The organism is Parabacteroides johnsonii DSM 18315 (assembly GCF_025151045.1).
Lineage (GTDB): Bacteria > Bacteroidota > Bacteroidia > Bacteroidales > Tannerellaceae > Parabacteroides > Parabacteroides johnsonii.
This window is the reverse complement of record NZ_CP102285.1, coordinates 1,455,338-1,477,414: the sequence shown is the minus strand read 5'-3', so window position 1 is coordinate 1,477,414 and position 22,077 is coordinate 1,455,338. Positions and strand designations below refer to the sequence as shown.

The 22,077-nt window shown below is 45.3% G+C and carries 19 protein-coding genes; 14 read left to right on the top strand and 5 right to left on the bottom strand.

Annotation, left to right across the window (positions count from 1 at the left end; genetic code table 11):
- Positions 1 to 11 precede the first annotated feature (11 nt).
- Positions 12 to 353 (bottom strand): hydrogenase maturation nickel metallochaperone HypA, encoded by a 342-nt coding sequence (gene hypA, locus NQ564_RS06125; RefSeq protein WP_008148079.1) that lies wholly within the window; start codon positions 351 to 353, stop codon positions 12 to 14.
- Positions 354 to 449: 96 nt separating this feature from the next.
- Positions 450 to 2,732, bottom strand: coding sequence for a carbamoyltransferase HypF (gene hypF, locus NQ564_RS06120; RefSeq protein WP_081450202.1), 2,283 nt, complete (start codon positions 2,730 to 2,732; stop codon positions 450 to 452).
- A 192-nt stretch (positions 2,733 to 2,924) separates the two neighbouring features.
- Between hypF and NQ564_RS06115 the strand changes: the two genes are divergently transcribed.
- The 7 genes from NQ564_RS06115 to NQ564_RS06085 all read left to right on the top strand — a co-directional run bounded on the left by NQ564_RS06115 (position 2,925) and on the right by NQ564_RS06085 (position 9,541).
- Positions 2,925 to 3,152 carry a HypC/HybG/HupF family hydrogenase formation chaperone gene (locus NQ564_RS06115; protein WP_036608482.1) on the top strand — a complete coding sequence of 76 codons (228 nt, stop codon included), beginning with the start codon at positions 2,925 to 2,927 and terminating at the stop codon, positions 3,150 to 3,152.
- On the top strand, positions 3,140 to 4,252 hold the full coding sequence (hypD, locus tag NQ564_RS06110; RefSeq protein ID WP_008148086.1) for a hydrogenase formation protein HypD: 1,113 nt from the start codon (positions 3,140 to 3,142) through the stop codon (positions 4,250 to 4,252). The genes NQ564_RS06115 and hypD overlap by 13 nt, the downstream gene beginning before the upstream one ends.
- 9 nt (positions 4,253 to 4,261) lie before the next feature.
- Positions 4,262 to 5,302: a hydrogenase expression/formation protein HypE gene (gene hypE, locus NQ564_RS06105; protein ID WP_021862412.1), complete on the top strand. Its 1,041-nt coding sequence runs from the start codon at positions 4,262 to 4,264 to the stop codon at positions 5,300 to 5,302.
- 191 nt (positions 5,303 to 5,493) lie between these two features.
- Positions 5,494 to 6,591 (top strand): hydrogenase small subunit, encoded by a 1,098-nt coding sequence (locus NQ564_RS06100; RefSeq protein WP_087375651.1) that lies wholly within the window; start codon positions 5,494 to 5,496, stop codon positions 6,589 to 6,591.
- A gap of 37 nt (positions 6,592 to 6,628) precedes the next feature.
- The gene (locus NQ564_RS06095; RefSeq protein WP_021862410.1) at positions 6,629 to 8,350 is read left to right on the top strand and encodes a nickel-dependent hydrogenase large subunit; all 1,722 of its coding nucleotides are present in this window, start codon (positions 6,629 to 6,631) and stop codon (positions 8,348 to 8,350) included.
- An 11-nt stretch (positions 8,351 to 8,361) separates the two neighbouring features.
- The gene (gene cybH, locus NQ564_RS06090; RefSeq protein WP_008148095.1) at positions 8,362 to 9,102 is read left to right on the top strand and encodes a Ni/Fe-hydrogenase, b-type cytochrome subunit; all 741 of its coding nucleotides are present in this window, start codon (positions 8,362 to 8,364) and stop codon (positions 9,100 to 9,102) included.
- Positions 9,095 to 9,541 (top strand): hydrogenase maturation protease, encoded by a 447-nt coding sequence (locus tag NQ564_RS06085; protein WP_008148096.1) that lies wholly within the window; start codon positions 9,095 to 9,097, stop codon positions 9,539 to 9,541. The genes cybH and NQ564_RS06085 overlap by 8 nt, the downstream gene beginning before the upstream one ends.
- Positions 9,542 to 9,615: 74 nt before the next feature.
- Here NQ564_RS06085 and NQ564_RS06080 read toward each other — a convergent pair whose 3' ends face one another.
- Positions 9,616 to 10,116, bottom strand: coding sequence for a thioredoxin-like domain-containing protein (locus NQ564_RS06080; RefSeq protein ID WP_008148098.1), 501 nt, complete (start codon positions 10,114 to 10,116; stop codon positions 9,616 to 9,618).
- Positions 10,117 to 10,502: 386 nt separating this feature from the next.
- Here NQ564_RS06080 and NQ564_RS06075 point away from each other — a divergent pair, with 386 nt between their 5' ends.
- The 5 genes from NQ564_RS06075 to NQ564_RS06055 are packed head-to-tail and all read left to right on the top strand — an operon-like array spanning position 10,503 to position 15,272.
- Positions 10,503 to 11,408: an ABC transporter ATP-binding protein gene (locus NQ564_RS06075; RefSeq protein WP_317127969.1), complete on the top strand. Its 906-nt coding sequence runs from the start codon at positions 10,503 to 10,505 to the stop codon at positions 11,406 to 11,408.
- Positions 11,401 to 12,126 carry a hypothetical protein gene (locus tag NQ564_RS06070; protein ID WP_008148103.1) on the top strand — a complete coding sequence of 242 codons (726 nt, stop codon included), beginning with the start codon at positions 11,401 to 11,403 and terminating at the stop codon, positions 12,124 to 12,126. Before NQ564_RS06075 ends, NQ564_RS06070 begins: the two co-directional genes overlap by 8 nt.
- A complete protein-coding gene (locus NQ564_RS06065; protein ID WP_008148105.1) occupies positions 12,123 to 12,512 on the top strand; it encodes a GntR family transcriptional regulator in 390 nt (129 codons plus the stop codon). Before NQ564_RS06070 ends, NQ564_RS06065 begins: the two co-directional genes overlap by 4 nt.
- Positions 12,499 to 12,921: a hypothetical protein gene (locus NQ564_RS06060; RefSeq protein ID WP_008148106.1), complete on the top strand. Its 423-nt coding sequence runs from the start codon at positions 12,499 to 12,501 to the stop codon at positions 12,919 to 12,921. Before NQ564_RS06065 ends, NQ564_RS06060 begins: the two co-directional genes overlap by 14 nt.
- 35 nt (positions 12,922 to 12,956) lie before the next feature.
- Entirely contained in the window at positions 12,957 to 15,272 is a 2,316-nt protein-coding gene (locus NQ564_RS06055; protein WP_008148108.1) for a TonB-dependent receptor, read from the top strand.
- Positions 15,273 to 15,451: 179 nt separating this feature from the next.
- On the opposite strand, the gene NQ564_RS06050 is transcribed toward NQ564_RS06055, so the two are convergent.
- On the bottom strand, positions 15,452 to 15,979 hold the full coding sequence (locus NQ564_RS06050; RefSeq protein WP_008148110.1) for a hypothetical protein: 528 nt from the start codon (positions 15,977 to 15,979) through the stop codon (positions 15,452 to 15,454).
- 376 nt (positions 15,980 to 16,355) lie between these two features.
- Here NQ564_RS06050 and NQ564_RS06045 point away from each other — a divergent pair, with 376 nt between their 5' ends.
- Together NQ564_RS06045 and NQ564_RS06040 are read left to right on the top strand one after the other, a co-directional pair.
- The gene (locus NQ564_RS06045; RefSeq protein WP_008148113.1) at positions 16,356 to 17,915 is read left to right on the top strand and encodes a PAS domain-containing sensor histidine kinase; all 1,560 of its coding nucleotides are present in this window, start codon (positions 16,356 to 16,358) and stop codon (positions 17,913 to 17,915) included.
- A 50-nt stretch (positions 17,916 to 17,965) separates the two neighbouring features.
- Positions 17,966 to 19,240: a BamA/TamA family outer membrane protein gene (locus NQ564_RS06040; protein ID WP_008148115.1), complete on the top strand. Its 1,275-nt coding sequence runs from the start codon at positions 17,966 to 17,968 to the stop codon at positions 19,238 to 19,240.
- 117 nt (positions 19,241 to 19,357) lie between these two features.
- Here NQ564_RS06040 and NQ564_RS06035 read toward each other — a convergent pair whose 3' ends face one another.
- Entirely contained in the window at positions 19,358 to 21,913 is a 2,556-nt protein-coding gene (locus tag NQ564_RS06035) for a DUF5686 and carboxypeptidase-like regulatory domain-containing protein (protein ID WP_008148117.1), read from the bottom strand.
- Between the last annotated feature and the right edge of the window lie 164 nt (positions 21,914 to 22,077).

The following is a 22,077-nucleotide window of genomic DNA, read 5'->3' as shown; positions in this document are numbered from 1 at the left end:
CCGCTATGTGTTTATTTTATAACAATTGATTTAATCCGAAGTTCCCTCCCCTTTGTAATATTTATCAGATAAGAGCCACAATCGGGGCAGGGAGAAAACAAATTCCCGACAGGGAAGACCGCTTCGCAATCACTGCACTGTCCTTCTCCGTCTATATAGTGGCGGATTATCTTTGCCTTTTCGAGCAAAGTGCCTTTCACCGCACTTTCCATCGCAAACTCCAATGTTTGCAGCTCCACCCCGGCAAGACGGCCTATCTCAAGTTCCACTTCTTCTATCTGCGAAGAATGATGTTCTCGAGCTTGCTGTTCGGATAGCTGAACGATACTTCGAGCAATCGATAATTCATGCATAACTTTAACGATATAACTACTTCATTTAAAACATAGGTGTTTTGCAATCAAAACATATATGATTCGTTTTCAAAACATATATGTTTTGCATTCATACTATAACTGCCTCTTCTGGGAAGCCGCTATTGCCAGTTGTCCGACCGCCACACCTCCGTCGTTGCAGGGTATACGTCCCGATACGAACAGAGGGATACCGGCTTCGGCAAACATGCGCTGCAATTGTTCCGTCAGACGTTTGTTCTGAAAACAGCCACCGGAGATCACGACTTTGTCTGCTCCCGTCTGCTTCCTGTACCGTTTAGCCATCTCTACCAAGAGCCATGCTAGCGTATTATGGAAACGAGCGGACAGCTCGGCTACCGGAACTCCGGCTGCCAGGTCCTCCAATATCCCCTCCAATACGGGACGCATGGAGATAAATTCCTTTTCTATTAAAACAGAATAACGGCTTTGATGTTCATCGGAAGCCAGTTGTTCCAGCTTAACAGGCGCTTCCGCCTGATGCGTAGAGATATCACAGACACCCAGTAAAGACGCGACAGCATCGAACAACCGGCCCGCACTGGATGTATAAGGCGTATTAATGCCTTTCTCCATCATCTTCAGAAGCATTTGTATCTTCGCCTCCCCTATCCGTTCCCTAAAACCGGTAGGAAAAGGTATTTCATTTCCGTAATAATGCCATAGGTAAGCAACCGCCATACGCCAGGGCTCAGTCGAAGCCTTATCCCCACCAGGAAGCGGCACGTATTCCAGATGCGAAAGTCGTTTATATTCCCGGCGGTCGCAGAGGAAAATCTCTCCGCCCCAGGCTTTGCCGTCATCTCCCAATCCTGTTCCATCTAAAACAAGCGCGATCACCGGCTCGTCCAACCCGTATTCCAGCATACAAGCGGCAGCGTGCGCATGATGATGTTGCACATGCAATAACGGGAGATGCAGATCCGACGCATAACGTTCCGCTTCACGGGAGGAAAGATAGTCAGGATGCAGGTCGCAGACCAAAAGGGACGGCCGGAAACGGAAAAGATGCTGAAAACGTTCGAGTGACTCCTTATAGAATCGATAGGTCTCCCAATTCTTTAGGTCGCCGATATATTGGCTTTGCAGAATCGTTTCTCCCTTCCCCAAAGCAAACGTATTTACCTTCTCGGCCCCGAAAGCCAAGATTCCTTCAACCGGAATGTCAGCAAAGAATGGTTCCGGCACATATCCCCGCGAGCGACGTATCAGGCAGGGCTGACCACCGCAGATCTGTAACACGGAGTCGTCTACCCGGTTATGGATCTCCCGGTTATGATGGAGCAAGAGAGGAACTTTGCCGGCCAGTTGCTTTTCTGCTTCTTCGGGGGTAATGGCTATCGGACATTCGCTGATATTGCCGCTTGTCATCACCAATACAGGTGTATCCAACTGTTCGAACCAATCGGAATGGATCGGCATATAAGGAAGCATACATCCCAAAGTCTCCATTCCTGGGTTGACGGACGGAGCCAATGCTCGGAGTTGCTTCAACAGAACGATCGGGCGGCGCCAGGAAAGCAAAGACTCTTCTTCCGCTTCATTCAAGGAAACGTACCGGCGAATATTTTCTATATCCCGAAACAGTACGGCAAAAGGTTTGCCATCTCGTTGCTTGACCTCCCGTAGCCGGGAAACCGCCTTTTCATTCCTCGCATCGCATATTAGGTGATAGCCTCCTATCCCTTTCGTAGCAATCACTTCACCCTCACGAAGCAAACGGGAAGAAAGGTCGAGTAGTTCCGGATAGTTCGTTACCTTTACCTTATTATATAAAGCGTAATAAGACGGACCGCAATGGTTACAGGCAACAGGCTCGGCATGAAAACGCCGGTCGCAGACCGTTGTGTATTCTTTCCGGCAGGACGGACACATCGAGAAAGCCGACATGGTTGTCTGGCCCCTATCATAAGGCAGATCACGGATAATGGAAAAGCGAGGTCCACAATGCGTACAGTTGACAAAAGGATATTGCAAACGATGCGCTTGCATCTTCCGGTCACGTAAGCATTCGGAACAGACGGCAATATCAGGAGCAACCTGCGTCACCTCGTCCGATTCCGACCGACTGGGAGTAATACGAAAGTCCGTGTATGGATTCTTTGCTTCTATCTTTTCCGAAATGGTTATCCGGTGTATGGAGGCCACTTTCGGACGTTCACGATATATGCGTTCGATGAAGAGTTCTCGCTGCGCGGAGGTAAGGACCGCACGGATACACACCCCGTTATTCCGGTTGTCTACTTCCCCGCAGATATTCATTTCGCTGGCGATTCGATAGATAAACGGGCGGAAGCCGACTCCCTGGACTAACCCCTGGACGGTCAGGACCGATATGACAACATCCTCCTCTTTCATCTTCCTCATTTACGTTTTGACAAATGTAATTCCTTTCATAAGAATACGCAAACATGCCGGATGGCAATTTTCTATGGCCTTTATAAATTATATCTATCCAAAAGATAAATAGAAATGTATGTTATCGTACATTTCTTCAGAACATATTGTTTACTTTTGAAGTTAGATAAATATAACAAAGATTTTACTAATATGTGTCTTGCAATACCCGGAAGAATAGTAAGCATCGATGACTCCATCCCTGAGCTTAAAATGGCCAAAGTGGATTTTAGCGGAATCGTTAAGAGTATATGTGTCCAGTGGGTCGACGTATCCATTGGCGACTATGTGTTGGCCCATGCCGGTATGGCTATCTCCGTCATTAATGCGGAGGAAGCGGAAGAGACACTGAAAGATCTGGAGAAACTATGCGTTTCGTAGACGAATACAGAGACAAAGAACAAGTTCGGTCGCTCGTCCGGGCTATCCGGCAGGTAGTGACACGGCCCTGGCATATCATGGAGATATGCGGAGGACAGACGCATACTATCGCACGTTACCGTCTGGAAGAGATGTTGCCGGAGGAAGTAAAGCTGCTTCACGGACCGGGTTGTCCGGTTTGCGTTACTCCGGTCGGAATCATCGACCGCGCATTGGAACTGGCTAAACGTCCGGATGTCATACTGGCTTCTTTCGGTGATATGATGCGCGTACCGGGAAGCCGGGAAGATCTGTTGCAGATCAAGGCACGCGGGGCGGATATCCGTATATTGTATTCACCATTGGATGCCGTTAGCCTGGCTGCCGATCATCCTGACAAGAAAATCGTATTCTTTGCGATCGGTTTTGAAACGACTGCTCCCGTACATATGATGGCTTTAAAAGAGGCTGCGCGGAGGAAGTTGGAAAATTTCTACCTGCATACCTCTCTGTTCACTGTACCTCCTGCCATCGAGGCGATCCTATCCGATCCCGAATCGCGTGTCGACGGTTTCCTGGCGGCGGGACATGTTTGCGCCATCACTGGAAACGGGGCATATCGTCACCTCGCCGAGAAATATAAGACACCGATAGTCGTGACTGGATTCGAGCCAGCCGATCTACTTTTAGGTATCTACTGTTGTTTGCTTCAACTGGAAGCTGGTATATATAAGGTAGAGAACGTTTATAAACGTGTCGTACCCGAAGAAGGGAATCTGCCTGCCCGTGCCCTGATGGAAGAGACATTGGAACTTTGCGACCAGGAGTGGCGAGGCCTCGGAACTATTCCGCAAAGCGGATTACGGCTAAAAGAGATATTTGCACGGCAAGATGCCTCGCACCTTCTCCCCGCGCTTGACGCGAAGGCACATAAACAGTGTTTGGAGGCTACCTCGTCGGGTGTGGAAAAGGGACAGTGCATTGCTGGTGATATTATGCGAGGAACGAAACAAACGAAAGACTGTCCCTTTTTCGGAACGCTCTGCACACCCGACCATCCGGTCGGTGCGCCGATGGTTTCTTCGGAAGGGGTTTGCGCGGCTTATTATAGATATAAATAGATTCAGAATATGAAAACGACAAATTGTCCCATTCCTTTCTCCGATTCCGACTGTGTGCTATTGGCACACGGTGGCGGCGGACGAATGACGCACCAACTGATAAGTAACATCTTCTATCCTGCTTTTCGCAACTCCCTGTTGGAACAGGATCATGACGGATGCGTATTCCGGGTAGAAGCCGGACGGATGGCCTGCTCGACCGATTCGTTTGTGGTCGACCCGATCTTTTTCCCCGGTGGCGATATAGGGGACTTGGCAGTCAATGGGACCGTGAACGACCTGGCTTGCTGCGGTGCCCGACCGCTTTATCTGACTGCCGGCTTCATACTGGAAGAGGGATTGCCTTTTGTCGATCTCCAGCGTATCGTTCTGTCGATGAAAGCGGCAGCCGAACGAGCGGGCGTACAGATTGTCGCCGGTGATACGAAGGTGGTGGAACGGGGCAAATGCGATAAACTCTTCATTAATACAAGTGGTATCGGCATCGTTCCCGAAGGTGTTCACATTGCCCCCGACAAGGCTCACCCCGGTGATGTAGTCATTTGTAGTGGATTGATCGGCGTGCATGGCATTACCATCCTTTCCGCCCGTGAAAGCCTGGGTTTTGAAACAGACTTGAAAAGTGATACAGCTTCGTTAAACAATATGATTGGCGGGCTGTTACAAGAGATAGAGGAAGTCCATGTCCTGCGCGATCCGACACGAGGCGGTATAAGCGGAACGTTGAATGAAATCGCACAGGTGGCCGGCGTCGAGATAGTCTTGGATGAGGCACTGCTCCCGATTCCCGATGCCGTGCGCGGCGCTTCGGAGATTTTAGGACTCGATCCGCTTTATATCGCCAACGAAGGACTGGTGTTGGTGATCCTACCGGAAGAAAAGGCGGAACAAGCGCTTGCTATCATGCGGAATTATCCGGAAGGAAAAAATGCCGCCGTTATCGGCTGCATTCAGGAAAGAGACCATACATTGGTTAAAATGAAAACGTTGTATGGTAATTACAGGATTGTCGATATGCTCAGTGGTGAACAGTTGCCGAGGATATGCTAACAAAGATGCCATCGAACGAAGGTGTGTCAAAATCTCCTTGTCCCCCACTTGATGCGGGGCCGCAAAAGGACAGACCTTATCAATCAGACTTTTATAGGGCTGGTTTTAATGCGATCTCGCGAGGGGCGCGGAAACAGGATAGTTTCGACACACCCTCACTTACAAAGAAGAATCAACAAAAAGACTAAGATATGGAAAATAAAAGACCGTCTATCTACGAAGAATGCTTGCAGAAAGGCATCTCCCGCCGGGATTTCCTGAAATTCTGTACCACTGTTGCCGCCCTGATCGGACTCGAATCAAGTGGTGTGGCACAAGTAGTAAAAGCATTGGAAACAAAGCCTCGGCTTCCGGTTATCTGGCTCCACCTGCAGGAATGCACCTGCTGTAGTGAATCGTTCATCCGCTCTTATCATCCCACGGTAGGCAACCTGCTGTTCGATAATATCTCGCTTGACTATACGGAAACGCTGATGGCGGCCTCCGGCTTCCAGGCCGAAGCTTGCAAGGAGGAGACCATGAAGAAATATTGGGGTGAATACATCCTGATGATCGAAGGTTCCATCCCGACTAAAGACGAAGCTTATTGCTGTGTCGGCGGAAAAAGTGCTATGCAAATCGTCGAGGAATGTGCCGAAGGTGCCAAAGCGATCATTGCGTGGGGCAACTGTGCCTCTGCTGGCTGCATACAGGCTGCCAACCCGAACCCTACCGGGGCAAAAGCCATTCATAAGCTGATCAAAGGTAAACCACTGATGAACGTGCAAGGCTGCCCTCCTATCGCCGATGTCATGACAGGCGTCATCGTCTATATGCTGACCTACGATCGTATGCCTCAACTCGACGCTCTCGGACGTCCGAAGATGTTCTATAGCCGCCGCGTACACGACACCTGTTACCGCCGTGCTAATTTCGATGCCGGCCTATTTGTCGAAAGTTTCGACGACGAAAATGCCAAACGAGGTTACTGTCTGTATAAGGTCGGCTGTAAAGGGCCGAACACCTACAATGCCTGCGGTATCATCAAATGGAACGAAAGTACCAGTTATCCGATCCAGAGCGGGCATCCCTGCTTAGGCTGTAGTGAAGCGGGGTTCTGGGATATGAGTCCCTTTTACAAGCGACTGCCCGATGTACACGGTTTCGGTATTGAAGCGACTGCCGACCAGATCGGCCTGGCTGTCGGTGCTGCCACAGTCGCTGGTATCGCCGTACATGCCGTAGCCACCAACATACGCAAGAAAGAGCTGATCGACAATGACGAACCCGAAAGCAAGTCGACCATCTAACTTATTCCTAATTTTCAATCTTCAATTATCAAGAGTTATGTCAGAAAGAATAGTAGTAGACCCGCTTACCCGCATAGAAGGGCACCTCCGGATCGAGGCCGATATAGAGAATGGAAAGATTAAAGACGCATATAGCTCCGGCACGATGGTACGCGGAATCGAAACGATCGTGAAAGACCGTGACCCACGTGATGCCTGGGTTTTCGTCGGACGTGTATGCGGAGTGTGTACCTCCATCCATTCGCTTTGCTCCGTACGGGCGGTAGAGAACGCGTTCAATATCGTCATCCCGCCCAATGCTCAGATGGTACGCAACATCATGACCGCCGTATTGTATATGCACGATCATGTCGTCCATTTCTACCAGTTGCATGCGCTCGATTGGGTGGATGTCGTTTCCGCCCTCAAAGCCGATCCCGCCGAGGCTTCGCTGCTTGCACAGAAACTCTCTCCTTGGCCGAAAAGCTCCACTGGCTATTTCACTGCGTTGAAAGAACGGCTCAATAAGTTTGTAGGAAGCGGACAGTTAGGAATCTTCGCCAACGGTTATTGGGGGCATCCAGCCTATAAGTTGACTCCCGAACAAAACCTGATCGCAGTCGCCCACTACCTCGAAGCCCTCGAATGGCAGAAAGAAATAGTCAAGGTGCATGCTGTATTCGGAGGGAAGAACCCGCATCCAAACTATTTAGTTGGCGGTATGCCGTGCAGCATCGACCTGAACGAAGCCAATGCGATCAACACCGAGCGTCTGGCTTTGGTCAAACAGAAGTTGCAAGAGGCAAAAACCTTTATCGACCAGGTGTATATCCCCGACCTGCTGATGATAGCTGATGTCTACAAGGACGAATGGAGCAAATTAGGGGGTGGTGTGAAAAACTATCTCGCCTATGGGGATTTCCCTATGTACGAATACGGGGAAACGGAGAACTACAAGATGCCACGCGGGATCGTTCTGGACCGAGACCTGTCGAAGGTGCATCCTGTCGATGCCAACTCTCCGGAAGAAATAAAAGAGTATATCTACCATTCCTGGTACAACTATACACAGGGCGATAAAGCCGGCCTGCACCCGTACGAGGGCGAGACGAACCTGAACTATACAGGTCCCCGTCCTCCTTATACACATCTGAATGTTGAAGATAAATACAGTTGGATCAAGACACCTCGATGGAAAGAGGAACCAATGGAAGTAGGACCGCTCGCCCGTATGATCGTTGCTTATGCCGCCGGAAAGGAACCGCAAAAATCACTGATCGACGACACGCTGAAGCAACTTGACCTGCCGTTGGAAGCTCTTTTCTCCACGCTCGGACGTACAGCTGCCCGTGGGCTGGAAACGAAGCTTACGGCCGATTGGGCGCTCGAGTTTTACGACCGGTTGATCAAGAACCTCGAAAACGGCGACTCACGTATGGTTAATCATTATATGTGGGAGAGCGAAGCATGGCCGCAACATGCCCAGGGCGTTGGCCTGACGGAAGCGCCTCGGGGTGCTTTGGCTCATTTTATCGTAATAGAAAACAACAAGGTGAAGAATTACCAAATGGTCGTACCGACTACCTGGAATGCCTCTCCCCGTGACGAAATAGGTAAACTATCCGCTTACGAATCATCTTTGATCGGTACGCCGATACATGATCCGAAGCAGCCGTTGGAAATCCTCCGTACTATTCACTCGTTTGATCCCTGTCTGGCATGTGCCGTACACTTGTATGACGAAGAGGGAAAATATGTGCATCAAATGGACACGTTCTAAAAAGCAGCTCAATGAAAAGTCGTAAGAAACGTTTAAGAGAAGTCTATGTATGGGAGCTTCCCGTGCGTATCTATCACTGGCTGAATGCACTTTGTATCGTAATACTCTGCATCACCGGTTTTATCATAGCCGACCCTCCTGCTATTATGACGGAGACAGAGGCAAACTTCAGTTACTGGTTCGGCATGGTGCGCTTTATCCATTTCGTGGCGGCGTTCGTGTTCTTCTTCAATTTTGTCTTCCGTCTGTATTGGGGGTTTGTCGGGAACCGGTATGCGCGCTGGAATAACTTCATCCCACTGAAAAAGTCGCAGTGGAAAGAGATTCTCGAAGTGATCAAGGTGGATATCCTGATGATTAAAAATAAGCCTGTGGACAGTATAGGGCATAATGCATTGGCAAGTGTTATTTATTTCGGTACGTTCTGGGCTTTTCTGTTGCAATCCATTACGGGGTTTGGCCTGTATGCCAAAATGAGTGAGTCTGTTTTTCCGCAACTGTTCGCCTGGACCATTCCGTTGATGGGTGGCGACTTGGTTGCTCGCGAGATTCACCATTTCCTGATGTGGTTCTTCATCCTTTTTGCCATCGTGCATATTTATTTGGTGTTCTACCACGACTATATTGAACAACGCGGTGAGACTTCCTCTATCATTGGTGGCTGGAAATTCATCGAAGAAGAGATTGCAGACAAAGAAGAGGTAACGGAAAATGCGGAAGTAATCACCAAATCTGCCCGTAGAAATGAATAAGGATATATTGGTTTTGGGTGTCGGCAACCTGCTGTTGAAGGACGAAGGAGTCGGCATCCATGTAATACAGGCACTCGAAAAAGAAGAACTCCCCCCTAATGTATCCCTGATGGACGGTGGTACAGGTGGTCTGCATCTGATAAGCTGGATACAAGATTATAACCGGATCATCATGGTCGACGCAACTCTCGATCACAATCCTCCAGGAACGATACGCCTGATCCGCCCTCGCTATGCGACAGACTTTCCGCCTCTGATGAGTGCGCATGAAATCGGCCTTCGTGACATGATCGATGCCATGATATTGACAGAGAAGCTACCGGATATACAACTGATCGTTGTCTCTGCTGAAGATATCAGCGAAGTAGGAATGGATTTGACTCCCGTAGTGCAAGCGGCTGTCCCGAAAGTGGTGAAAATGATCAAGCAGATACTATAAAGGAATAAGGGAATATATAAAAAAGAGCTGCCCCTTTTGACAGGAACAGCTCTTTTTTGCTAATAATCTACTGATTAACTCTTCTTCAATACCTTCGTCAGATCTTCCGGGGCTACATTGGCGGCGATAATAACCCCTTTGTCGTTAATCAGGAAGTTACGGAATCCCTTTTGCAGGTTATACTTCCCAAACAATTCTGACTTTCTGCCAAGTTCTTCATGAAATTGCTTTGTGCCCTCCAACTTGTCGGCTTTTACTGTTTCAGTAAAAATGGATTCTTTCTCATCCAAAGAGATCGAATACATCGCAATCTTGTCTGAACTCAACTTGTTGACTTCATTCCATAATTGAACGTTACGGGCCCGCGATTCAGCATCGTAAGCTGCCCAGAAATTCAGCAATGTGTAACGTCCTGAATGATTTTGGAAACTGAAATTGCTTTCGTTTCCTAAAGACTCTATTCTCGGAGCAAGGTCGCCAGGGTTAATACCGACTGTCGGCTTTGCGTTTTTAGTTCCGGCAGACACTGCAAGCAGTGCAACCGCAACAAAGAGAACATAAGCTCTTACTTTCATATCATCATTTTTATGTTAAACCTAATCGGAGTATCGTGTAATAGTCTTCGCCTCCGACTCCTGATTTTCAGGAAGTAAACAAGAGCTTCACCTTCGCTAAGGAATTGCTTTCTTGTTCTTAACGGTTGCAAATATACAGGCAAAAGCCCTATTTAGCCAAATGATATAACACTTTTAGACCGAAGAGCAAGATTTTTTATATGTTTTATTGCATATATAGAACGAAAATAGTATGTTTTATAGCATATTATTAATATTATTTTACATATACTTATCTGTCGATAAACCAGAGTTTATTGCTTTATTGTTCCTTTTTCCAAAATATCTGGTAGTTTAAATCGAAACTTACATCCATAAAAATAAATATCTTTTTCCTTGTTTATTTCATGGTTTACTTTACCTTTGCAGTGTACTATTATACTAATACACTTAAAAACTTGATGTGTATGATCACAATACAAGATGTCAGTTTATTTTATAAACACAATAAATCCATACTGGAGAATATAAATCTAAAAATTCTTCCGGGTCGTATTTATGGACTTTTAGGTAAAAACGGTGAAGGAAAAACTACTTTACTGAATATTTTAAGCGGACAATTGTTTCCAGACAAAGGTATTTGCAATGTTTCCGGTGAAGTTCCATCTTGCCGGAATATATCCTTTTTGCAAAAGTTATTTTTAATGCCGGAAGAGCAAAAGATGCCGGGGATAAAGATAAACGAATATATCCGGATGTATGCTCCCTTCTATCCCGCCTTCAGCAACGAGACCTTGACGACCTGCTTCGAATCATTCGAAATCGACCGCTCCGCCCGGTTGGACCAGATATCTCAGGGGGAAAGAAAGAAAGTGATCATCTCACTGGCCTTTTCAACCCATACTCCGTTACTTTTGATGGACGAACCGACCAACGGGCTGGACATTCCCTCAAAGGAAATCTTCCGGAAGTTGTTGGTTTCTTTTGCAGGCGAGGAACAGACAGTCATTATCTCCACCCACCAAATCCGTGATCTGGAAAGCCTGATTGATGCGGTTATAATACTGAATGATAAGAAAATTATCTTAAACAACACATTAGATGAAATCAGTGAGAAACTATTTTTTCGTCAGACAGAACCGGATGAAAAAGTCTTTTACCGAACATCTACGCCATTAGGAACGATAGGTGTAGGAAAAAATTGCAGGAATGAGGAGACCCCTGTCTCGTTGGAGCTATTGTTTAATGCGGCCATTTCACAGCCGGAAGCAATAAGCAGTTTGTTTACATCAAAAAGGTACCGGTATGAATAATTTCAGTTTTCAAAGAATCAAATTGCTGTTAAAGGCAGACTATACAGAGTATAAAATCTATCTTTATTACGCTTTAGGAGCTTTTGCTGCTATCATCAGCGTCGCGTTTATCATCATGAATATGGAAGATACGGAACGGGGCAAGTTACAAATACAATATTCTTTGTTTTGGTTGATGTTGTTTTCCTGTTCGACCTATTTTTGCCAGTATGTTGGAAGAAAAGTGCATGAATATAAAAACACATACCTGACACTACCGGCGCGGACATCTGAAAAATATGTCGTGATTCTGTTGGAAGGGTTTCTGCTGCTTTTGCTGCTATACTTGTTATTTACAGGCTGCATGCACTTCCCATTGTTGTTCGGGCTAAACTATCCGATTACAGGAAACAGCCTGCTGACAGGGAAGTTATCCCCTTTTGTCGCCATGTTTCTGATCGCCCTCATGTTCCTGGCCTATCTCTCGTTTTGTAAATATGCTTTTTTGGTCACGATAGGCGGATATATAGGAATTATGGCATCTTTTTATCTGTTCTTAGGCTGCTTTGGAGGGAGGCTGACTCACAATTTGCATCAGGCATCCTCCTTTTTTGAAATGACACCTTTTTCCTATACACTGGAATGGCTGGTACGATATCATCCAGCCTCGATGACTGTTGCCACTATCATTATATTGTATATCGGTTATCTTAAACTTAAAGAAAAAGAAGCTCGATGAATTTCAACAGTAATCAGTCTATATTCATTCAAATCGCCGAGAGGATTTGCGACCGTATCTTAAGCAAGGAATATCCGGCAGATACTCGTATTCCGTCCGTACGGGAAATTGCAGTGGAAATGGAAGTCAACCCCAATACCGCCATGCGCTCTTTCGAACGCTTGCAAGCGAACGGTATCATTTATAACAAGCGGGGAATAGGAAACTTCGTCTCTTCCGATGCCGGAGAGCGGATCCGAAAAATGCGACACGAGCACTTCATTAGTGAAGTACTGCCTGCCGTATTTGCAGAAATGCAATTATTAGATATCGGGTTTGATGAATTAGCAAATGCCTATACATCCTTTTATCAACCACATAAAAAAAAGAATCATGAAGAAAAGTAACCTCTTGTTCCTCTATCTTATGGTTGCACTATATATCTTTCCGTTTATTATCTGGGGAGTGAAGGAATCAACGTGCAAGAATCAGGCTTATACGGGTATTTATAAGGAACAGGCTTTTATCGATATCGAAAATCCTCAGCTCGAACCGGAAAACGTTCATATAGATACGAGGCAATCTTCTTATTTCCCTAAAGAAGATAAAATCGAGATACAGCGTCGCACATACCTCTATTATGCAGGCACCCGGCAATATTTACCGGAAATTTCTATACAAGGTGATACGGTCAAGATCGGAAAAGCTGTAGAAATGGGAAAAGAGGACGACACGGAACAACTGTCCTTGCACATTCATTTTATAGATTTAAAAGCAGTCAGGCTGAATGGGAAAATAATCTGGGAAAAAAAATAAAACTCTATTTATAACATCACTAAATCATTCTTATAATGAAACAAATCATTATGACAGCCCTTTTTATGCTCTTACCTGTAAGCATATTGGGACAACAAACGCATCAAATCAAAGGGATCGTAAAGAGCGGAGACGAGAATTTGCCGCTTGAGTTTGCAAATATTGTACTGCGGACTTCAGCCGACTCTACTTTTATCACAGGTACGAACAGCGATGAGAAAGGCCGTTTCAAACTGGATCAGGTAAAACAAGGCGACTACCAAGTTGCCATATCGTCATTAGGATACGAGACTGCCGTCATTTCCGTCCAAGGACTTAGCCAAAATATAGATCTCGGAACGATAGCGCTCCAATCTTCCTCGTATGCTATCAATGAAGTAACCGTGAAGGCATCTGCCGTACGTTCTTACTCTGACCGCCGGATCGCCTTTCCAACCGAACAGCAAAAACTAAGTTCCACAAACGGTATCAACTTGCTTGGCAGCATGATGCTGCCGAGGCTTCAAGTCAATCCGATAACCAACGAAGTCAAGGCTGACGAAGGTAATATCCAGTTCTGTATCAACGGTATCAAAGTCGAAGCCATCGACGTGCAAGCGTTGTCTCCGAAAGATATCATCCGGGTCGAATACCACGATAATCCGGGTGTCAGATACGGAAATGTCGCTGCCGTACTGGATTATATCGTCAAACGTGAAACGACGGGAGGAAGTGTCAATCTGAATCTCTCGAACTCTCCGGTCACTTCATTCGGAAACGACCAGGTTGCCATCCGCCTGAACCATAAAAAATCGGAATTCGGCCTGCAATATTCCACACGCTACCGTGACTTCAACGCTTCGAAAGAATCTGTGGAAAGTTACATCTTCGACAACGGCAACCAGATACAGCGCGTGCTGACCGGAATCCCGACATATGTAGGCGAAACGACTCATAATACCTCTCTCAACTACAGCTTGGTCGATCCCGATAAATACTATTTTAACGCCACACTCCGCTATTCGCTGACAAAAGAATCAAAGAAAGCGCATAATACGCTATTCGAGAAGAGTACCCCGGAACGGCTGACCGATGTCAGAAGCGGAGGGGAAAACACTTCCCATCTGCCCTCACTCGACCTCTATTACATGCGCACGCTGAAAAACAAACAGACAATAACAGCCAATGTCGTAGGAACTTATATCAATACAGACATGGACCGGTTCTATACCGAGACAGAAGACGGACAAACCCTTTCAGATGTCCTCTCCTATGTTGCCGGAAAGAAATATTCCTTGATCGGCGAAGGTATTTATGAGAAAATGTTCGAAGCCGGACGTTTGAGTAGCGGAATCAAGCATTCACAAGCATGGGCAGATAATACTTACACCGGAACAGTCGGTGGCAATACAGACATGAGGCAATCGGAAACCTACCTCTTTGCCGAATTCAGCGGAAAAGTGAAAAAGCTCAGCTATATGGGAGGTGTGGGAGTTGCCCGCTCCTGGTTCAGGCAACAAGGCGAAGACAGTTATCAATACTACTCATTCCATCCTAAAATCTCTTTGCAATACAACATGACGGACCGAATGTTCCTCCGTGTAGGAGGAAGTGCCGGAAACGCCTCTCCGTCCCTGTCCGAACTCAGCGCTATCGAGCAAATCGTAGACACCTTGCAGATCAGACGTGGAAATCCCAATCTGACTCCGCACATGAACTACAACACGTATCTGAACTACGAATATAAAAAAGGAATTTTTACCGGAGGAGCTAACTTCTATTATCGCTACAGCCCGGACATGATCATGGAAGAAACACTTTTGGAAAACGACAAGTTTATCCGCACATACGCCAACCAAAAAAGCTGGCAGAAGATCAGCGGAGACCTGAACGTGCGTTTCGGCCCGATCAAAAATATCCTGATGTTTAACCTGACCGGTGGCATCAACCATTTCATCAGTGAAGGCCACACATACCGGCATACATATACGAACCTGTATTACAGCGCGGCAGTAATGGCGATGTATAAGAAGTTTATGGCCATGTTCCAGATCGGAAGCCGCCGGGACAATTTTGTCGGCGAGACCTTGAATGGAGGTGAAAATATGCACCTGTTCATGCTTCGGTACAATCATGGCAAATTTACGGCAGGTGCCGGTATCATGCTTCCTTTCTCTTCCGAATACAAGCGGGAAGAGGAAAATAGGAACCGGTTTGCTTCCTACAACACGCAGGCGCTTTCGACATCTGCCTCCAGGATGCTATTGCTGACTTTCTCCTGGAATTTCGATTTCGGTCGCAAATACAAAGGTGGAAGTAAAAAACTCAATAACACGGATACCGACACAGGTATTGTCAAGGGTGACAAATAACCACAAAAAGAGAAGGAGGGTGTGTCGAAACTATCCTGTTCCCGCGCTTGACGCGAGATCGCATTAAAACCGGCCCTATAAAAATCTGATTGATAAGGTCTGTCCTTTTGCGACCCCGCATCAAGTGCGGGGACAAGGAGATTTCGACACAGCCCCTTCTTTCTATTTTATTATTTACTCTATCGGCCGTCACCATAGGGAGAAGGCATCGGCATCCCTTCCTTTATATATTCGTCATATACAACTGTCGGATGATCCTGCGGAGATGTGACATTATATTCCTCTTTGAAGTTATCGCGACGGAAGTTCTTCAATTTCAAATTTTCCGAACTATAAGTACGCAAAGTCTGCCTCTTATTCCCGGTTAATGAACTTTCCACGACTTCCGAATCCAAAATATTCATTTTAGGAGTGAGGGATGGCAAAAGTTTCTGTTCGAGTAAACCGCGATAGGCTCCGATGTATTCACACCAGACGGCATTTCCGCGCGTAAAAATACGATAGGTGTAATTGGACCATGCTGTCCGGATGTGGATTTCATGTTGCCAGATTTCAATACAGGCTTCTGACTCGTAGTTCGGGTCCTTGATCGTTACCCGCTCCAGTCCATGCATCTTTTCAAGGATTTTTGTTTGCCATTTGTCTGAATGCATTATTTCTGCAATAATCTCAGGCAATTTTTCCTTAATTTCAAACTGAATCTTCATCTTCGTGTGCCTGCCAGTCAGGACTTTTTAAGGTTGCCAGGTTCTGTTATTAATATAATGTCTCTGAATTAACAACAATAAATACACATGGTTTGTTTACAAAACAATCGTTTTTTGTACAGATCTCGTGCATTTTTGTTTCACAATATAATACTGTGCCATCATTTAGCGGCAGATTAACTACATATAAACGTCTATTTGTATCTTTCGTAAAAATAGTAGTAAAATATCATTTATCAAAGAAAATTCCTTTTTTTGATGTTCTATTTTTATTAGTGACACGCATATAGGAATTGAATTTTAAATACTACCTTTGCGATAGATAATAATAATCAGCTATTTTAGTGTATCAGGGTAAAAAGTATAACGTTAGCTTATGGAACTAATGCTAATCATAGAAACGATAATTTGTATCATTCTTCTATTACTTTTGGTCAGAAGTAACAGAAAGCAAACCTCATATAAAGCCAGGGAAGCTAAAATCATAGACTCTCAGCAATTTTGTCTGAATATATTGGACAACCTCCCCTTCCCCGTATTCGTCAAGGACATCAATGACGATTTCAGATATAAACTTTGGAACAAAGAAGCAGAAAGGAAGTCTGGGACAACCCGAGAAGAAATTCTGGGACACTCCGATTTTGAAATATACGGTAAAGAACGAGGTCGGAAATATCGCCAAATAGATGAGCAACTGGTAAAAAATAAAGTTGAATACCAAGCGGAGGACGATTATGTTACACCTGACGGGACAATACACAATACGATCGTAAACAAGTCTGTCATAACACTAGGAAACAATCACTGGCTCTTAGTTGTTCGCTGGGATATCACACAGATAAAAGAGTATGAGAAAAAACTGATCCAGGCTAAAGAGGAACTGGAAAATGCAATCAAAAACCAAAACCTGGTATTGAACAGCATCAATTTCGGACTTGTTTTCGTCGATAAAAACTATGTTGTCCAATGGGAGTCGACAGCCAACTTGCATGAGATCGCCAAAGGAAGGCATTATAGTGCCGGAAAAGTTTGTTATCAAACAGTGATGGGCCGTGGAGCACCTTGTTCGCAATGTGCTTTAAGTGAAGCGATAGAAAGAGGGAAGCCGGTACGCCATGAGCTGATCGAAAAAGACACTGTCATCGAAATCAGCGCCATTCCGGTTTATACAAATACCGGAGAAATACAAGGCGGTCTGATGAAGATCGAAGATATATCAGATAAAAAACGTATCGAGCGTCTACAATACGAAGTGAAGAAAGCTGATGAAGCCAACCGTTTGAAATCAGCCTTTCTGGCAAACATGAGCCATGAAATCCGCACACCTTTGAATGCCATCATAGGCTTTTCTAACCTATTAGTCGAAGCAAACGATCCGGAGGAGAAAAAGGAATTTGTCCATATCATCACTTCTAACAACGAACTGTTGCTGCAACTGATAAACGATATTATCGATATGGCCAAAATAGAATCCGGGACCCTCGACTTCACCTATTCCGACACGGATATCAATCAGTTGATGGAAGATCTTTGTCAGCAAATGAAAATGAAAAACACAAGACCAGATTCTGTTAAAATCGAATTCGTGCAAAGACAATCCGAATGTATCATCAATACGGATAGTAACCGTATCATGCAAATCATGATCAATTTCATGACCAACGCCATGAAATTTACCGAACAAGGCAGTATTACCTTCGGTTATAAAAAATCTGAAAAAGACATCTACTTTTTTGTAAGAGATACAGGAATCGGAATTCCATCAGACAAGAAAGAGCAGATATTTGACCGCTTCGTCAAATTGAACACTTTCGCGCAAGGGACAGGACTTGGACTACCTATATGTGCCATGATTGTCGACAAATTCGGAGGAACAATCGGTGTAGATTCCCAACAAGGTGAAGGGGCGACTTTTTGGTTCCGCTTGCCCCTCTGAAATAAATCCGATTTTTTTTATACATTTGTCCTCATTAATAGGATTAGTCAATGCTTAAATATATTATTGTATTTGCGGGAGCCTCTTTGCTTACGATTTCTTTGCCGGCAAAGGCGCAGGAGCAACGCGATATCGTTGCGCTCTCCTCTGAAGAAATAATGACTCCTTCAGATACCGTGTCCCGAAAGGAAACTGTCATCGTAGACGGAGTGAAATTGAACGAAAAGCAGTTGAAACGCTACTACCGTCAATTGCGTAAAGATTCCATCCGGGCCCACAAAAATGTATGGTGGTCCGTATTAGGGGGGCCTTCCTATACGCCGGAAGCTTCGTTCGGTGTGGGCGGTGCTGTCCTTGCCAGCTTCCGGATGAATAAGCAGGACACGATTTCCCAACGCTCCTTCCTTCCTGCCGGTTTGAACCTGTCTATAAACGGAACCATTGTCGTAGCGGGTGCTGGAACATTTTTCTTCAATGAGAACCGTTTCCGTATCTATATGAATTATGGTTATCGGAACGAGCCTTCGCACTATTACGGGAAAGGATTTGAAAAGGCGGAGACGATCGAGAGGGGAGATTCCACCACCCGGTTTCATCGAAGCTATTTTCAATTGTATCCTCGATTCGTATGGGAAGTCCGTCCGCATTTCTATTTAGGCGGCCTGTTTGACCTGAACTACACAAAGGTTTCGGATGTTAATCCGGTAATGGAAAAAGACCCCTATTTTCAACAATTCAAAAGAAAATACTTCAATGTCGGCATAGGTGGACTTATCCAATATGACACTCGTGATGATGTGGCGACACCTACGCGTGGTATGTTGTTAGGAGCCAATTTCAAACTATTCGGTAAATATTTAGGAGGAGCTTATAATTATGAGATTATCGAGCTTGAATACCGACAGTTTAAAAACATATTCCGTCCGCGTAGTACACTTGCCTGGATTGCCAAAAGCCAGATTGGTTTAGGGGATGTTCCTTTTACGGAACTTCCGACTTTCGGTTCTCCCTTCGACCTTCGTGGTTATTATATGGGCAAGTACCGGGACAAGTCGATGGCGTACGGAATCGTTGAGTACCGTCATATGTTCGGCTCCCCGGCCAAATACAAAAGCGGGAACTTTTGGGCAAAATGTGGTTTTGTAGCATGGGTCGGGACCGGAACGATCGGGGAAACTCCTTTTGACTGGAATAAATGGAAACTTAATTTCGGAGCCGGCCTCCGCTTTCAGATGCAGCCGGGAAAGAACTTCAGACTGGATATAGGGAAAGAACCCGGACAGCCGGGCATGCAGGTCTATATGAATATGACAGAGGCTTTTTAAGAAGGAAGATAAGCTACCTTACTAATAAACACAATTTAAGGGTGGGTCAAATTGATATTACCGGACGCGGATGACGCAGAATACCGATATTTGACACACCCTCAAAAAATAGTGATATCAGAATGACATTCGCATCATAAACCGAACACCTTTCGTCTGGATACCCGGATGATCGCGATAGTTCAAACGCCAAACGTAATCAAGACGAAGGAACTTAAAGATGTTTTCAATGCCGACACTGGCTTCCATATAAGGAGCTTTGCCCAATGTGTACGAACCGTCAGGGAAAAGATACAGGCCGTCTCCCCCATTCATCGGATTGTTCTTATCGGTCAGATGTCCCCATAAGCCACGAAAACAAAAGACTTCCCTCCATTTCAACTTCTTGACAAGCGGCAGACGATTCAACAAGTTTCCGTTCATATAATATGTCAAATCCCAGGAGGCATATTCGTCACTGATGAACTCCATCGCGTTCATATTCGTATAAGATTCTGGCTGGATCGTGTACGAAAGGTTTGCATTCGGAAGGATCAACAAAGGATATGGCACCTTGTTCCATACTTTTCCCGCTTTCGTGATAAGATCGATATAACCGAAAGCCGAGAACCAAAAACGCTTCTGAATACCAATATCCGTACGGTGATAATCATAAGACGAACCCAACAAATCTTTCTTTGCCATCACATGACTGAAGTTGAAGATCAGCGCATCGAAAGTAATCGGATAGCGAAGGTTACGTGTCTGGTAGAACTTTTCATCTTTAGCATAACGGAACTTCAACTCCAACTCTGTCATATCATAGCTTTTAACCGGGCTAATGGTTCCATCCGGCCCGATCCGGTCAAACACAGCATATTCAGTTGCATATTCGCGACGGTTACGGACGACAGCCCCATAGGCCAGACCATTATAATGTTCATGGTAGTAGGTCAGTTCGGCTTGCCGCAGATAAGTGGCCCGCGTATCTTTCTGACGTTTCCAGGCCAAAAACATATTATCCTTGCTGGCGTACATATATTGCTGACCTAACTGGTTGATATCGTACATATATTCCAGGCGGATCGAGTTCAGCGGGAACTCCTTACGGTATTCTTTACGATCATTGAACGAATACTCGACAAGAGCATCATATTTCAGTTTTTCATCTTTTGTCCCATACGCCATATATCCGTCAAAAAACAAATTTTTGCTAAATGCCGTCGTTGTTGTCCCACCCACACGGAAACGGGCTCCTTCGATCGCATTACCGCTGATAGCCGTATTCATGGGCCCGAATTCAAACTTACTTTTCAGCGGGTCCTTATTAGTCGGGATATAACCGGATACAAGAACCGATACGACTTTCTCCGTTATATAAAAGAGCGGAACAGAACGGAATTTAGCCATCAGCTTTTCGACCGAATTCGGATTCTTCTTTATCGCCTCTTCCGGTCGGTTACTTGTCCAGAAATCCTCCGACTGCTGATAGGCATCCTTTAACGTGATGACGGGTGCGCTCTCCTTAAACACAAGCGCCCGTTCGGCATCAGGTTCATCAAAAGAATGGTTGCTGTAGATATTCAATCGCCGTGCATACATACCTTTCGATTTCTCACTCAATTTAAAATTAACATTGATGTCGTCCTTCGTAATGATCCGGGTACTGTCGGGCGTACGTTCGAAAGTCTGTTCGATCGTCATTCCGGAAACAAAGTTCAGGTTGATGTCTTTAGGGACATTCAGGATAGCCTTCTGTACAAAGAATGTAGAATCGAGTGTAACAAACAGATGGCCGGTGAAACCGAATGTTTCCGAATTGAAAGGGACAAACCCCAGATCAACACATTTCTGTCCGTTCACATTCAACGTATCGAGCAAGTAATATTTGTAATAATTCGGTCCGATAGTAGACAGCGGACTGACAAACCGCTGTAAAAACAAAGGAATGTCATTCTTGAAGATATCGACTTCCCGGAAAACCTCATTCAAAAACTGCTGGATACCATCGCGCGAGAATATCTCATCTACACCGGATGATTTGTTCCCTTTCACAAGACGCTTCTCCGACTTCGGATCTTTACGGTAATAGACAGATTCCACCTTCTCCTTTTCCGACACCGGAAGAATAGTCGTACCGACATCAAGCGTATCGACAAAATCGATCAAGAAATCGAATTTGCCCGGCTTTCCGTTCTTTTTAGGTTTGGGATGATAATCATTCATCGCAAAGACCATCTTCTCATATTGATCGTATTGGAAATAATCGTGGTTACGCGGATCATTGCTTTCACGCGAGGCAATGACCTGCTTCACGAACTTAACGGCCGGGTTCTCTTTCTTACTATATTTCTCCTTCTTGGGCTTTACGACGACTTCATTCAACGTGATCCCGTTCGGAGCCAATTTTATTTTCAGATTATTCGTTTTACCCGGAATGACCTTCACTTCTTTCGTATCATATCCTAAATAAGACACTTCCAGATTCTTGACACCGGTCGATGCGGAAAATGAAAAGTTTCCATCCCCGTCAGTCGCTGTACCTATTGTCGTCCCTTTAAATATAAGGGAAACGTAGGGCAGCCCCTCCCCTGTAATCGAATCGGTTACTATTCCCTTTATAATCGTATTCTGTCCGTTTGCTATCCATACCGTAAACAAGGATGCCAGCAAAAAAACAATCTTCTTCCCCATCACAACTTCTTATCCTTTTATTTTTACTTTATCCCTAAATAAAACGCTGCAAAAGTATAACAGATTCTTTTTATAGAGTGTTCCAAAACACGCACATTATATTCCAATTACAAAAAATCTTCCTACCTTTGTCTCCTGAAAGGGGTGCCATACTGTTAACGGGC

Excerpts from the sequence above, each read along its gene's own strand:
- NQ564_RS06060 (WP_008148106.1), top strand. The coding sequence starts at position 12,499 with ATGAAGAAAAGTAACCTCTTGTTCCTCTATCTTATGGTTGCACTATAT.
- NQ564_RS06065 (WP_008148105.1), top strand. The coding sequence starts at position 12,123 with ATGAATTTCAACAGTAATCAGTCTATATTCATTCAAATCGCCGAGAGG.
- NQ564_RS06035 (WP_008148117.1), bottom strand. The coding sequence starts at position 21,913 with ATGGGGAAGAAGATTGTTTTTTTGCTGGCATCCTTGTTTACGGTATGG.
- hypA (WP_008148079.1), bottom strand. The coding sequence starts at position 353 with ATGCATGAATTATCGATTGCTCGAAGTATCGTTCAGCTATCCGAACAG.
- NQ564_RS06040 (WP_008148115.1), top strand. The coding sequence starts at position 17,966 with ATGCTTAAATATATTATTGTATTTGCGGGAGCCTCTTTGCTTACGATT.
- NQ564_RS06055 (WP_008148108.1), top strand. The coding sequence starts at position 12,957 with ATGAAACAAATCATTATGACAGCCCTTTTTATGCTCTTACCTGTAAGC.
- NQ564_RS06080 (WP_008148098.1), bottom strand. The coding sequence starts at position 10,116 with ATGAAAGTAAGAGCTTATGTTCTCTTTGTTGCGGTTGCACTGCTTGCA.
- NQ564_RS06095 (WP_021862410.1), top strand. The coding sequence starts at position 6,629 with ATGTCAGAAAGAATAGTAGTAGACCCGCTTACCCGCATAGAAGGGCAC.
- hypE (WP_021862412.1), top strand. The coding sequence starts at position 4,262 with ATGAAAACGACAAATTGTCCCATTCCTTTCTCCGATTCCGACTGTGTG.
- NQ564_RS06115 (WP_036608482.1), top strand. The coding sequence starts at position 2,925 with ATGTGTCTTGCAATACCCGGAAGAATAGTAAGCATCGATGACTCCATC.
- NQ564_RS06050 (WP_008148110.1), bottom strand. The coding sequence starts at position 15,979 with ATGAAGATTCAGTTTGAAATTAAGGAAAAATTGCCTGAGATTATTGCA.
- NQ564_RS06100 (WP_087375651.1), top strand. The coding sequence starts at position 5,494 with ATGGAAAATAAAAGACCGTCTATCTACGAAGAATGCTTGCAGAAAGGC.
- NQ564_RS06075 (WP_317127969.1), top strand. The coding sequence starts at position 10,503 with ATGGTTTACTTTACCTTTGCAGTGTACTATTATACTAATACACTTAAA.
- NQ564_RS06070 (WP_008148103.1), top strand. The coding sequence starts at position 11,401 with ATGAATAATTTCAGTTTTCAAAGAATCAAATTGCTGTTAAAGGCAGAC.
- NQ564_RS06045 (WP_008148113.1), top strand. The coding sequence starts at position 16,356 with ATGGAACTAATGCTAATCATAGAAACGATAATTTGTATCATTCTTCTA.
- NQ564_RS06085 (WP_008148096.1), top strand. The coding sequence starts at position 9,095 with ATGAATAAGGATATATTGGTTTTGGGTGTCGGCAACCTGCTGTTGAAG.
- cybH (WP_008148095.1), top strand. The coding sequence starts at position 8,362 with ATGAAAAGTCGTAAGAAACGTTTAAGAGAAGTCTATGTATGGGAGCTT.
- hypF (WP_081450202.1), bottom strand. The coding sequence starts at position 2,732 with ATGAAAGAGGAGGATGTTGTCATATCGGTCCTGACCGTCCAGGGGTTA.
- hypD (WP_008148086.1), top strand. The coding sequence starts at position 3,140 with ATGCGTTTCGTAGACGAATACAGAGACAAAGAACAAGTTCGGTCGCTC.